At 66.7% G+C, this 11,775-nt stretch carries 14 protein-coding genes; 8 read left to right on the top strand and 6 right to left on the bottom strand.

Going from position 1 to position 11,775, the window contains the following annotated elements; translation table 11 throughout:
• Window positions 1-20: 20 nt before the first annotated feature.
• The 4 genes from C0541_RS13840 to C0541_RS13825 all read left to right on the top strand — a co-directional run bounded on the left by C0541_RS13840 (window position 21) and on the right by C0541_RS13825 (window position 3,804).
• A complete protein-coding gene (locus C0541_RS13840) occupies window positions 21-1,538 on the top strand; it encodes a fumarate hydratase (RefSeq protein ID WP_115049172.1) in 1,518 nt (505 codons plus the stop codon).
• A 353-nt stretch (window positions 1,539-1,891) separates the two neighbouring features.
• The gene (locus tag C0541_RS13835; RefSeq protein ID WP_161960063.1) at window positions 1,892-2,329 is read left to right on the top strand and encodes a hypothetical protein; all 438 of its coding nucleotides are present in this window, start codon (window positions 1,892-1,894) and stop codon (window positions 2,327-2,329) included.
• A gap of 13 nt (window positions 2,330-2,342) precedes the next feature.
• A complete protein-coding gene (locus C0541_RS13830; RefSeq protein ID WP_115049170.1) occupies window positions 2,343-2,978 on the top strand; it encodes a glutathione S-transferase family protein in 636 nt (211 codons plus the stop codon).
• Between the two features lie 112 nt (window positions 2,979-3,090).
• The gene (locus C0541_RS13825) at window positions 3,091-3,804 is read left to right on the top strand and encodes a carbonic anhydrase (protein WP_193725924.1); all 714 of its coding nucleotides are present in this window, start codon (window positions 3,091-3,093) and stop codon (window positions 3,802-3,804) included.
• Between the two features lie 171 nt (window positions 3,805-3,975).
• Here the strand turns inward: C0541_RS13825 and C0541_RS13820 are convergent, their stop codons facing one another.
• Entirely contained in the window at window positions 3,976-5,109 is a 1,134-nt protein-coding gene (locus C0541_RS13820; protein WP_115049167.1) for a phospholipase A, read from the bottom strand.
• Window positions 5,110-5,315: 206 nt separating this feature from the next.
• Entirely contained in the window at window positions 5,316-5,801 is a 486-nt protein-coding gene (locus C0541_RS13815) for a DUF456 domain-containing protein (RefSeq protein ID WP_115049166.1), read from the bottom strand.
• Between the two features lie 227 nt (window positions 5,802-6,028).
• Here C0541_RS13815 and C0541_RS13810 point away from each other — a divergent pair, with 227 nt between their 5' ends.
• A complete protein-coding gene (locus tag C0541_RS13810; protein ID WP_003483561.1) occupies window positions 6,029-6,244 on the top strand; it encodes a cold-shock protein in 216 nt (71 codons plus the stop codon).
• A 221-nt stretch (window positions 6,245-6,465) separates the two neighbouring features.
• Here the strand turns inward: C0541_RS13810 and C0541_RS13805 are convergent, their stop codons facing one another.
• Together C0541_RS13805 and C0541_RS13800 are read right to left on the bottom strand one after the other, a co-directional pair.
• Window positions 6,466-6,948: a glycine zipper 2TM domain-containing protein gene (locus tag C0541_RS13805; protein WP_115049165.1), complete on the bottom strand. Its 483-nt coding sequence runs from the start codon at window positions 6,946-6,948 to the stop codon at window positions 6,466-6,468.
• 163 nt (window positions 6,949-7,111) lie between these two features.
• Window positions 7,112-7,540, bottom strand: coding sequence for a hypothetical protein (locus tag C0541_RS13800; RefSeq protein WP_115049163.1), 429 nt, complete (start codon window positions 7,538-7,540; stop codon window positions 7,112-7,114).
• A gap of 50 nt (window positions 7,541-7,590) precedes the next feature.
• Between C0541_RS13800 and C0541_RS13795 the strand changes: the two genes are divergently transcribed.
• Window positions 7,591-8,421, top strand: coding sequence for a tRNA threonylcarbamoyladenosine dehydratase (locus C0541_RS13795; RefSeq protein ID WP_115049161.1), 831 nt, complete (start codon window positions 7,591-7,593; stop codon window positions 8,419-8,421).
• 47 nt (window positions 8,422-8,468) lie between these two features.
• Here the strand turns inward: C0541_RS13795 and C0541_RS13790 are convergent, their stop codons facing one another.
• Entirely contained in the window at window positions 8,469-9,236 is a 768-nt protein-coding gene (locus C0541_RS13790) for a TatD family hydrolase (RefSeq protein WP_115049160.1), read from the bottom strand.
• Entirely contained in the window at window positions 9,236-9,451 is a 216-nt protein-coding gene (locus C0541_RS13785) for a DUF6116 family protein (protein ID WP_115049158.1), read from the bottom strand. Before C0541_RS13785 ends, C0541_RS13790 begins: the two co-directional genes overlap by 1 nt.
• Window positions 9,452-9,596: 145 nt before the next feature.
• Here C0541_RS13785 and C0541_RS13780 point away from each other — a divergent pair, with 145 nt between their 5' ends.
• Both C0541_RS13780 and C0541_RS13775 read left to right on the top strand, forming a co-directional pair.
• Window positions 9,597-10,388 (top strand): glycine zipper 2TM domain-containing protein, encoded by a 792-nt coding sequence (locus tag C0541_RS13780; protein WP_115049156.1) that lies wholly within the window; start codon window positions 9,597-9,599, stop codon window positions 10,386-10,388.
• A 175-nt stretch (window positions 10,389-10,563) separates the two neighbouring features.
• Complete coding sequence (locus tag C0541_RS13775; RefSeq protein ID WP_161960062.1) at window positions 10,564-11,739, top strand: acyl-CoA dehydrogenase family protein; 1,176 nt, start codon at window positions 10,564-10,566, stop codon at window positions 11,737-11,739.
• Window positions 11,740-11,775 lie beyond the last annotated feature (36 nt).

The following is an 11,775-nucleotide window of genomic DNA, read 5'->3' as shown; positions in this document are numbered from 1 at the left end:
CGCCAGCCGCAGAGCCAGCCGTGACCTCGATCAAGCAGGAAGACCTCATCCAGTCCGTCGCCGACGCGTTGCAGTACATCAGCTACTACCACCCGGTCGACTACATCAGGAACCTGTCCGCTGCCTACGAGCGCGAAGAGTCGCCGGCGGCCAAGGACGCCATCGCGCAGATCCTGATCAACTCGCGCATGTGCGCCGAAGGCCACCGCCCGATCTGCCAGGACACCGGCATCGTCACGGTGTTCCTCGAGATCGGCATGAACGTGCGCTGGGACGATGCCACCATGGGCGTGGAGGACATGGTCAACGAAGGCGTACGCCGCGCCTACAACCACCCCGACAACAAGCTGCGCGCCAGCGTGCTGGCCGACCCGGCCGGCAAGCGCACCAACACCCGCGACAACACCCCGGCGGTGGTCAACACCAAGATCGTGCCGGGCCACCACGTCGAAGTGATCGTCGCGGCCAAGGGCGGCGGTTCGGAAGCCAAGAGCAAGTTCGCCATGCTCAACCCGTCCGACTCCATCGTCGACTGGGTGCTCAAGACCGTGCCGACCATGGGCGCCGGCTGGTGCCCGCCGGGCATGCTCGGCATCGGCATCGGCGGCACTGCCGAAAAGGCGATGCTGCTGGCCAAGGAAGCGCTGATGGAGCCGATCGACATCGTCGACCTGCAGGCGCGCGGCGCGTCCAATCGCGCCGAGGAACTGCGGCTGGAACTGTACGAAAAGGTCAATGCGCTCGGCATCGGCGCGCAGGGCCTGGGCGGCCTGACCACGGTGCTGGACATCAAGGTCAAGGATTACCCGACCCATGCCGCCAACCTGCCGGTGGCGCTGATTCCCAACTGCGCGGCCACCCGCCATGCGCACTTCACCCTGGACGGCAGTGGCCCGGTGATGCTGGACCCGCCGTCGCTGGAGGACTGGCCCAAGCTCACCTACAACCCGACCAATGCGCGCCGGGTCAACCTGGACACCATCACCCGCGAGGAGGTCGCCAGCTTCAAGCCGGGCGAGGTGGTGCTGCTCAACGGCAAGCTGCTGACCGGCCGCGACGCCGCGCACAAGCGCATGATCGACATGCTCAACAAGGGCGAAAGCCTGCCGGTGGATTTCACCAACCGCTTCATCTACTACGTTGGCCCGGTCGATCCGGTGCGCGATGAAGTGGTCGGCCCGGCCGGCCCCACCACCGCCACGCGCATGGACAAGTTCACCCGCCAGATGCTCGAGCAGACCGGCCTGCTGGGCATGGTCGGCAAGTCCGAGCGCGGCGATGCCGCCATCGAGGCGATCCGCGACAACAAGGCCGTCTACCTGATGGCGGTCGGTGGCTCGGCGTATCTGGTCTCCAAGGCGATCAAGGCCGCACGCGTGCTGGCCTTCGAAGACCTGGGCATGGAGGCGATCTACGAATTCGAGGTCAAGGACATGCCGGTCACCGTGGCGGTGGATGCCACCGGCGAGTCGGTGCACAAGACCGGCCCGCGGCAGTGGCAGTCGCGCATCGGCAAGATTCCGGTGGTGGTGGAATAACCGCATTACCGGCCGACTGCGCAGCCCGTCAGCAAGGCCGGCTGCGCCGGGTGCCGCAACGGCCACGCAAATGCGCAAAAGCCACGCGAACACGTGGGTTTTGCGCACTGTCTGCATCCGGCCGACGACCGTGCACGCCAGTGTGGTCCTCAGGCTTGGCCTGGAACGGCGAGGCGATGGCACACCTTGGCTGTTTGCTGCCCATAACCAGGCAGATCGAGGCGGTTGCGTCAGCAGGTCTGGTGCCGTCGGGAACGGAGCATCTGCCACCTCTCGACAGCGGACGAGCGGCGCTACGCCAAGGTAAGCGGCTATGCTTGCCGCACTGGCCAGTGACCTTCAGGAGAACAGGAATGCTCCGACGCGTCTGTATCGTGTTGTTGTTGTGCTTGAGCCTGAGCCTGAGCCTGAGCTCGGCGGCGCAGCAGCAAAAAGGACCCACGGTGTTGTTTCCCTCGCGCAACTACGCGCCGCCACCTGCGGCCCCGGTGCCGTTCGCAGAGCGCAAGCCGCTCAAGACAAACGACGCCGGGACACGGTTCAACGGACCCTCGGTGGCGGATCGCTGCATCGCGCAGTGCAACGACAGTGCCAGGCAATGCCGCCGCGACCGGCCCAGCGAGGCCAGTTGCAGCAGCCGGGCGGCACCGCGCGGCAAGCGCTGCGACGACGTACAAAATCCCGCGCAACGGGCCAACTGCATGGCGCAGGTCTTCGACTGCACCCAACAGAGCGACGACAATCGCTGCGAACCGCGCAAGCTTGCCTGCCTGCGCGCCTGTACCAACTGACTCCGGAGCCCGCATGGTCGCCACGCTTTACCACACCCCCAGCACCGCCGCCCTGGTCGTGCACTGGCTGCTGATCGAACTGGACGTGGCGCACGCGCTGCATCCGCTGGACTTTGACCAGCGCGAGCAGAAATCGCCCGGGTACCTGGCGCTCAATCCGGCCGGCGTGGTGCCGACCCTGGTGCTGGACGGGCAGGTACTGACCGAAGCGGCAGCGATCGTGTTGCATCTGGCCGACCTGTACCCGCAGGCCGGGCTGGCGCCGCCGGTCGCCACGCCCGAGCGTGCGGCGTACTACAAGTGGATGTTCTTCTGCGCCAACACCCTGCAGCCGGCGTATCGCGCATGGTTCTACCCCGGCGAAGCGGCCGGTGCCGCGCACTGCGATGCCGCGCAGGCGCAGGCGCGCGCAAAACTGGAAGCGGCCTGGGCGCAGGTGGATGCGCACCTGCAGGCGCGCGGCCCTTACCTGCTGGGCGAGCGGTTGTCGGCAGCCGACTTCATGCTGACCATGCTGATGCGCTGGTCGCGCAACATGCCCCGGCCGACCGACGCCTGGCCGGCTCTGCACGCGCATGCGCAGCGTATGAAAGCGCGCCCGGCATTTCAGGAAACCTATCGCCGCGAAGGCTTGACGGACTGGACCTGAATCGAGCGCTGGCGCCTGCGAAGTTTTGTGCGCAGAACCTCTTCTTGCCTGGTTTTGCAATCGCTGTCACAGAGTACGATCGCTGCACCAACCAGACAGCAGGGGCTCGTCCATGTCGCATTCCGCATCCCGCCGAAAACTGCTGCAGTGCGCCTGTTGCGCGCCGATTGCAGCCGCCGCCGCGTCGCTTCCGTTCGCTGCAGGTGCTGCACCGTCGAAGAAGACCGATCTGAATGCCGACCAGGCGCTGCAGGTGTTGCGCGACGGCAATGCCGCCTTTGTCGAAAACCGCCCCAAGAAGGTGATCTCCGATAGCCGGCGTCGGCTCGAACTGGCGCTGGGGCAGACCCCGTTCGTGATCCTGGTGTCGTGCTCGGATTCGCGGGTGCCGCCGGAACTGCTGTTCGGCCGTGGGCTGGGCGAGATGTTCATCGTGCGCAATGCCGGCAACACCGTGGACACCACGGCGCTGGGCTCGATCGAGTATGCGGTGAGCCAGCTCGGCGTGCCGCTGGTGGTGGTGATGGGCCACGAGAGTTGCGGCGCGGTGGCGGCAGCGGTCTCGGTGGTGGAGCAGAACGCCTTCTTCCCGGGCGCGATTGGCGCGATGATCGAGCCCATCGTGCCGGCGGTGCTGACCGCCAAGAGCAAGGGGGGCGACGACCTGCTGGCAGCCTCGGTCAAGGCCAACGTCAAGCGTACCGTCGACCGCCTGCGCGGCGCGTCCGAGCCGGCCTTGCTCGAACCCCTGCGCACCGGCGCGTGCAAGGTGGTCGGCGCGTACTACACCCTGAAGGATGGCAAGGTCGATTTCTTCGATGTCTGATCGCCGGTAACGCCGCTTCGCTTCGTTCGGCAAGGCCGTTTGATCAACGCAGCGCAGGACGATCTCCTGCGCTGTTTGTCTGCCCGCGATCGCATCAGTAAAAAGCCGGCATGCGCACATGCCGGCTTCTCGATGGGGCTGGACGTTGCTCGATGCAGCAACGCGATCTGCTTAGAACCACTCCAGCAACGACACGCCCAGGCCGATGTAGGTGGCCTTGTGGTTGTAGTCGATCAGGCTTTCGCCGTAGCCGTCGAACACCTGCACGTGACCGCGCAGCAGGTTGGTGATCGGGAAGCCGTAATCCAGCTGCACCGAGCCGTGCGAGCGGTCGCCGCCGCGCAGCGAATGCCGCGCGATCAACGCCACTTCGTGCCCGTCCTTGTTGTAGACCAGGGTGGCATCGCCGCGGCCCATGTAATCCTCGATATCGGGATTGTTGTCGTCGGCACGGTCTTCCTTGATGCGGAACCACGGGCGCAGCGTCAGCGCCCAGTTCTCGCGATCCAGCCCGATGTTGAGGATGACCCGGTTCCAGGAGCGCGACAGCGGATCTTCGCGGCCATTGGACATGTGGTTGATGCTGATGCCGCTCATGCGGCCCTTCCAGCCGAACAGGCTGTAGTTGTTGCGGAACACCAGCATGGCTTCCGGCTCGTAATTGGTTTCGCGGAACGGGCGCGAGGCATCGCTGTTGTAGGCCTGCCAGCGCGAGCTCTGGGTGTAGCCCATCCAGATGTCGCCGTTGTCGCCGAACAGATCCTCGACCACCTTGGTCTTGAAGCTGAGCTGGAACTTCAGCTCGGCGCTGTCCAATTGCTGCGGGGTGGACACCGAGTTGGCCGGATTCGGCGACTGCGGGGTGCGGTTGGAGTCGCTGGTCCAGAACGCCGGCAACAGGTAGACCGGTTTGTAGCCGCGCAGCTGGAAGGTGCCCAGCTTGGAATCCTTGGCCAGTTCCCAGCGGCGGTCCAGCAGCGAGCCGCGGCCGGCATTGGCGACTGCCTCGGCTTTGGGCTGTTCCTGGCCATCGGCGCGGAAGAAATCGCCGACGCGGCTGATGGCACGCGCGTCCTGCGGCTTGGGTTCCTTCTGCTTGGCGATCTGCGCGGCGGCGTCGGCCTCGGCGGTCAACTGTGGCGTATAGCCCAGCGCCTGGTCGTAGCACGCCAGCCGCGCCGCATCCGAGGTGACGGAGGTGCAGGCTTGCGGTGTCGCGGGGTTGGGGGCGATTTCCTGCGCGTGCGCCAGCGGCGCAGCCGCCAGGGCAATCAGCATCAGGGGACGGGTGCGGTGCTTGGACATGGGCAGTCTGGCCGAGTGTGGGCGCCAGGCCGGCGCGTCAGGTGCAAAGCTTAACGGTCGCGCCTGCATGCGCGGTGTGTACACGGCGGCATAACATTCGGGCGACATCCGCGATCGGCCGGCGTTGGCAGCCGGGCAGGGGGGTGTGCCATTGTCGTGCGGGCGCTCGTCTCGCCCAGTCAGCGTCGGTCATCGCTGCAGGTCCGCTAGAAAAACCAGGCGATGGCAAATACGCCCAGCATGCACAGGCCCAGCGCCAGCTTGGTCGCGGTACCGAATACGATGCCCAGCCAGGTGCCGAAGCCGACCTTGGTGGCCCGGTCGGATTTGCGGGTCTGCCAGTATTCGCCGATCCACGCACCGGCGAACGGGCCGACGAACAGGCCGATCGGCAGGAAGAAGATGCCGACCACCGAGCCGATCACCGAGCCCCACAGGGCCGCCTTGCTGGCACCGACCCGCTGGGCACCGTACACGGTGGCGAGGAAGTCGATCGCGAACGACAACGCCGTCATCAGCCCCAGGATCAGCAGCGCCACCCAGCCGACGTGCGCAAAGCCATCGGCCCAGGCGGCCACCAGCAGCCCCGCGAACACCAGCGGCAGGCCCGGAAGCGCCGGCAGGACGACCCCGGCGAGGCCGATCAGCACCAGCACGCCAGCCAGCAGGTAGTAGACGACGGTCGTGTCCATGATGTTTAAAAATGTCCTGTTTCAGGCTTGACAAAATTGCGCAAGAGGTGCTTGAAAATTCATTTGGTGCGGGTTAAGTTGCCAGCGCTGCTGTTTGCAACGGTCACCGTGAATCGTGGCCTGATGCGGTAGATCGCTCGATCCGCTACATCCTTGTACCTCGCTTCCTCCTTGCAATCACAGCCACCACCGTCAGTCCATCACAGTGTCGTAGGGAGGCAGTCGAGATGTCCAATATCGAACGCGAGAATGGTGTCGTGAAGTGGTTCAACGATGCCAAGGGCTTTGGCTTCATCAGTCGCGAAAACGGCGAGGACGTCTTCGTCCATTTCCGTGCGATCCAGATCCAGGGCTTCAAAAGCCTCAAGGAAGGCCAGAAGGTCAGCTTCACCGTCGTGCAGGGACAGAAAGGCCTGCAGGCCGATGCGGTGCAGGTGGTCTGAGCGGGGCGCCACGGCAGGCCAGCGTGCAGACAGCAGAAAGGCCCGTTGCCGGGCCTTTCTGTCATGTCGCCGACGCTGGCGAGTCGCATGTAGCGAGCAGTCGTCTGGCAGGTGCGGAGCAATCGCATTGCACGCGTGGTCCATGCCGGTTCCGGCGGCCAACCGCGCCCACCTGACGATGAGCGCCGTCGTTGTGCTGGCGCTCCGGCTGCGAGCGCCGATCAGCGCAGCACGACCTTGCCGTTGACCACGCGCACGTAGGCGTTTTCGCGCACGCCGGCCAGGTCGCGCTGGTTCACCACGATGACGCGGCCATCGTCCATGCGCACCTGCACGTCGAAACTGTCGCTGGTGACGTTGTTCTGGATTGCATTGCCCGCCAGCGCGCCGGCGGCGGCACCGGCCACGGCCGAGACGTTCTTGTTGCCCTTGCTGCCACCTGTCTCCTTGGAGATCTGGCGACCGGCCACCGCGCCGACGATGCCGCCGAGCACCGCGCCGGTGCCGGTGGGAGCGGTGCGGGTCGGGCCGACTTCGTCGATGCGGGTGACGATGCCGCAATCCACGCAGCGCGCCTGCGGCTGCGAATAGCCCTGGTCGTAACCGCGGTCGCCGCGATAGCTGCCGTACTGGGGCTGGGAGGTGGCGCAGCCAGCCAGCGTCGCGGTTGCGGCCAGGCCAATGACGAGCAGTCGGGTCTTCATGAGGTGTCTCCGGGTGGTTCGAAAAAGCGGTCGGGCCGCGGCGACGTCATCCTGTGTTGCCCAGGGTGAACGGTCTGCCAACTGGATCGCTCCAGGCTTAACAAAACCCGAGCGCCCTGTTCACCACTGCCACCGCATCTGCATGCAGCGCTGCGCTGGCGGCTCAGCGGAAGTCGCGATGACAGGCCTCGCAGGTATCGCTGATCCGGGTCCCGGCCGCGGCGATCGCGGCGCAATCGGCGGGCGGCGTGCGAGGTGCCTGGTCCAGTGCGCCGCGCAGGGCATGGGCATGCGCGGCGAAGCGGCGGTCCTCGCCGATGTCCGGGAAGGCCGGCTCCAGTTCGTCGGCAAGCAGGCGCAGCGATTGCAGCCGCGCTCGCTGGCGTGCGGGATCACAGCGGGCATCGGCGTCGGGCTGCAGGGCGCGCAGCTGGTAAGCCATCACCTGCATCAGGCTGTCCGGCACCGGGTTGCGTCTGGCCTGCAGCACGCGCGCCACCATCACCGTGCCGACCAGCCCGATCAGGACGCCCAGCACCAGCAGGAAGGCATAGCGGGACGCGCGCGATTGCTCGGTGGGCAGGGTGGGCATGCGAGGACTCCGGCTGAGCGCGCGCGTGGCGGCGCGCGTAAAATAGGCCGATGAAAGCACAATGGCGTGAACGCTTTGCCGGTATCGACCGGCTGTACGGGGTCGGCACGGTGGAGCGGCTGGCCGCCTGCCGCGTGGCGGTGGTCGGGATGGGCGGAGTGGGCTCGTGGGTGGTCGAGGCGCTGGCGCGCACCGGCGTCGGGCATATCCGCCTGATCGATGCCGACGACCTGTGCGTGTCCAATACCAACCGGCAACTGCCGGCATTGGCAGGGCAGTACGGACGCAACAAGGCGCGCGCGATGGCCGAGCGCTGCGTGGCGATCAATCCGGAGATCCAGGCCGATGCGGTGGAGGCGTTTCTAACGGCCGGCAATATCGAACAGCTGCTCGGCGATGACTTCGACCTGGTGATCGATGCCTGCGACAGCTTCCGGGTGAAGGTGGAAACCATCGCCTGGTGCCGCCGACGCAAGCTGCCCTTGCTGACGGTGGGCGCCGCCGGTGGGCGCACCGATCCCACCCTGGTGCGCGTACGCGATGTCTCGCGCACCGAGCACGACGCGATGCTGGCACTGATCCGCAAGAAGCTGCGCAGCGAGTTCAACTTCCCCAAGAATCCGCAGCGCTATTTCGGCGTGCCGGCGGTGTACTCGCTGGAGAACGTCAAGTATCCGCAGGCCGATGGCAGCGTTTGCGGCATCCGCCCGCAGCTGGATGCCGACGCCACGCTCAAGCTGGATTGCGGCGCCGGGCTGGGTGCGGCCACGCATATCACCGGCACCTTTGCGTTTGTCGCGGTGGGCAAGGCGCTGGAAATGCTGCTCAAGCCGAAGCTGGTCACGACCGCGTCGCCGGCGGCCGAGGCCGCTGCAAGCTGATTGGCGTCATCCGCGCTGCGTCGCCTCGTCGGCAGCGCACACCGGCATCAGCCCGGTAATCCGAACAGCCGCCGCGCGTTGGCGGTGGTCTGCGCGGCGATGCGCTCGGCCGGCTCACCGCGTAGCTGCGCGATGCAGTCCAGCACCGTGCGCAGGTGGGCCGGCTCGTTGCGCTGCCCGCGGATGCTGGCGTCGGGTTGATCCGGCGCATCGGTTTCCAGCAGCAGCCACTCCAGCGGCATCGTCGCAGCCAGGCCGCGCAGGCGATTGGCGCGCGGGTAGGTCACCGGGCCGCCCAGGCCGATCATGAAGTCCAGCTTCCACAATTGCCGCGCCTGTTCGGGGCTGCCGGCGAAGCTGTGCACCACCCCGCGCAGGCCGCCCACCGCCTTGATGCGGGCGATGACCTCTTCGGTGGCGCGCCGCGCATGCACGATCAGCGGCAGCTCGAAGCGCCTGGCCAGCTGCAGTTGTCCATCGAAATAAGCGCGCTGCGCCTGCGCGTCCAGCCCGTCCAGATAGAAATCCAGCCCGCACTCGCCGATGGCGCACGGGCGCTCGCGCGCGATCCATTCGGCCAGCAGCTGCAGATGGTCGGGGCGGTGCTGCTCGAGAAAGATCGGGTGCAGCCCGTAGGCAGGGTAGAGGCCGGGCGCCTCGGTACAGACGGTGCGCAGCGCCGGCCAGCTGGCGGCGGTGATCGCCGGGATCACCTGCTGCACGACACCGGCCGCCTGTGCGCGCGCGATCACGCCGGCGCGGTCGTGGTCGAACGCGCCGGCATCCAGGTGGCAGTGGCTATCGACCAGCTGCATCAATCGCGGCGGGCCGGGGCGGGCAGCGGTGCCTTGCGCGTCTTCCAGTTGGCCAGCAGCAGCGTGGTCAGGCCGAACAGCAGCTCGTCCAGGAACGGGATCGGGTCCGGGAGCACCAGGTCGACCAGAAACAGCGCCGCTGCCAGCTTGAACAAGGTGGGGTAGCGCAGCGTGCTGGCCCACCGCAGGGCGCGCGAGGTGACGGGATTGCGCATGCGAAGGCTCCGGCTGTTAGAAGTGCATGAAATAACCGCTAGCTGAACTTAACTGCCGCGTTCATGAGCGAGCGCGTTTTTGTTCAGGGTTCGCGTGCTGGAATCACGCCGTCAACAACGCGGCGTGTCCGCACGGAGCTGGATCATGAAGAGCAATACGACAACTATACTGGTCGCTGCTGGTGCGTTGCTGGTCGGAGGCGTGGCGACTGCCGCCTTCATGAACAATCGCCCGTCGTCCGGCGATTTCGTCGCCAACGGCGAGCCGGCACCGCGTGGTCTGGAATACGCCGACGTGGTCAGGGTCGCACCGATCACCGAGCGCGAGCCGCAGTACGCGCAGGTCGTCAACAGTGCGGCCATCCGCGAAACCACCACCAGCTCCTCGCCGCGCGAAGTCTGCCGCGACGTGGTGGTGCAGGAACGCCTGCCCGAGCGCGACGGCAATGTCGGTGGCACCGTTGCCGGTGCGGTGATCGGCGGCCTGCTCGGCAACCAGGTCGGCGGCGGCAATGGCCGCAAGCTGGCCACGGTGGCCGGTGCGGTCGGTGGCGGCATGGTCGGTAATCGTGTGGACCGCAACCATGTCGGCGGCCGCGTGGTGGATCGCACCGAACGCCAGTGCCATACCGAAAACGCCAATTCGCAGTCCTCGCGCGTGGTGGGCTATGACGTGACCTATCGCAATGCCGACGGCACCACCGGCACCATGCGCATGGACAGCAAGCCGGGCGAGCGCATCTCGCTGGGCGATGCCGACAACGTGGTGGCCTACGACGTGACCTACCGTTACGACGGTTTCGAAAAGACCGTGCGCATGAACGACAAGCCGGCCAGCGACCGCCTGCCGGTGGTCGACGGTCAGCTGGTGACCCAGACCGCCTCGACGGCCGGTGACCGCGGCGTCCGAGTGGATGCGGGCAGCACGCGCCAGTAATTGTCCGTAGCGGACCGTCCAGGCTCGCTGCAGCAGCACGAAAAGAGCCGGCCTTGCCGGCTCTTTTCATTTTCCGGCGCCAGCTGTTTCCGGCGCCAGCTGTGAATCGCATGCCCTGACCAGGCTGCCGCCATGTCCGGCCGGCAACTGGCTGATAATCGCCGCTTCTCCTGCAGTGGAAGCCGACATGCCGGTACGCCCCGATGACCTGTTCGATGTACGCGCGCTGCTGACCGATGAAGAGCGGGCAGTGCAGGATGCGGTGGCGCGCTTCACCGACACGCGGGTGCTGCCGGCGATCGGCGACGCCTTCGACGCAGGGCGCTTCCCGCGCGAATGGGTGCCGGAACTGGCGGAGCTCGGCCTGCTGGGCGCCAGCCTGCCGGTCCGCGATGGCGGCGCGGGCCTGGGCGCGGTGGCGTACGGAGTGATCTGCCAGGAGCTGGAGCGCGGCGACAGTGGCCTGCGCAGTTTCGTCAGCGTGCAGTCCTCGCTGTGCATGTATCCCATCCACGCCTACGGCAGCGACGAACAGCGCCAGCGCTGGTTGCCGGAGATGGCAGCGGGGCGTCTGATCGGCTGTTTCGGGCTGAGCGAAGCCCAGGGTGGCTCGGACCCGGCCGCGATGACCACGCGCGCGGTACGGCAGGGCGATGGCTGGCGCTTGAACGGATCCAAGATGTGGATCACCAACGGCAGCATCGCCGGCCTTGCGATCATCTGGGCGCATACCGATGACGGGGTGTGCGGCTTTCTGGTGGAAACCGATAGCGCCGGCTTCCGTGCGCAGGACATCGGGCACAAGATGAGCCTGCGCGCATCGGTGACCTCGGGCCTGTTCCTGGACGATGTCTACGTGCCGGAGCAGATGCGGTTGCCGAACGCGGCCGGTCTGAAGGCGCCGCTGGGTTGCCTCAATCAGGCGCGCTACGGCATCGCCTGGGGCGCGATCGGTGCGGCGGTGGCCTGCCTGCGCGAGGCGCTGGCCTACAGCGGGCAGCGCATCCTGTTCGGCCGGCCGCTGGCGGCCACGCAGAGCGCGCAGATCAAGCTGGCCGACATGGCGCGGCGGATTTCCACCGCGCAGCTACTGGCGCTGCAGCTCGGGCGGCTGAAGGAAGCCGGCCAGCTGCGGCCGGAACAGATCTCGCTGGCCAAGTGGAATAATTGCCGCATGGCGCTGGACGTGGCGCGCGAATGCCGCGATCTGCTGGGCGCGGCCGGCATCACCACCGAGCATGCGGCGATCCGGCATGCGCTGAACCTGGAATCGGTGATCACCTACGAGGGCACCGAGACCGTGCATCAGTTGGTGGTCGGGCGTGCGTTGACGGGACTCAATGCGTTTTGACGAGGAGTGGGTGTTGATCGACAGGGATGAGGGGCG

The organism is Xanthomonas arboricola, from assembly GCF_003353015.1.
Classification (GTDB): domain Bacteria; phylum Pseudomonadota; class Gammaproteobacteria; order Xanthomonadales; family Xanthomonadaceae; genus Xanthomonas; species Xanthomonas arboricola_E.
Note: the sequence above shows the minus strand (reverse complement) of the source record. Positions and strands in the feature narration are given on the sequence as shown.